This window comes from Mesorhizobium sp. M8A.F.Ca.ET.161.01.1.1, assembly GCF_004792105.1.
GTDB lineage: Bacteria > Pseudomonadota > Alphaproteobacteria > Rhizobiales > Rhizobiaceae > Mesorhizobium.
The window spans coordinates 1-325 of record NZ_SRTD01000295.1 but is presented as its reverse complement, the minus strand read 5'-3'; the positions used below and the strand labels follow the sequence as shown (position 1 = coordinate 325).

1 pseudogene is annotated in these 325 nt (G+C 64.0%); it reads left to right on the top strand.

What is annotated here, in order from left to right:
- Positions 1-70 precede the first annotated feature (70 nt).
- A pseudogene (locus EN804_RS35780) lies at positions 71-325 on the top strand (integrase); the annotation flags it as partial.

The window sequence follows — 325 nt, the reverse complement described above, 5'->3', positions numbered from 1 at the left end:
CGCAAAGGTCACGGCCCGCTATGAACGCATGAGCGCGTTGTACGACGTGCTTGTGGTCGCCTCCGGCCCGGCCGGGCTGACGGCCGCCAGGATCGACATGGGAAGCGTGTTTCGGGGCATCGGAAGGTGGGGAGCGGTCTCGCGCCGGGCGCCCGATCCGCAGTCGATCAACGCGATCCTTAAACATCGAGCGGAAATGGCGGGTTGGATCCCGGGGAGTTTTCTGCGCACGGTTTGCGGTCAGGATATTTGACGGAGGCCGCCGATCGCGGCATTCCGCTGCCTGAGGCGATGGATACAGTCGTGCCATCGATCAGTGCAACAG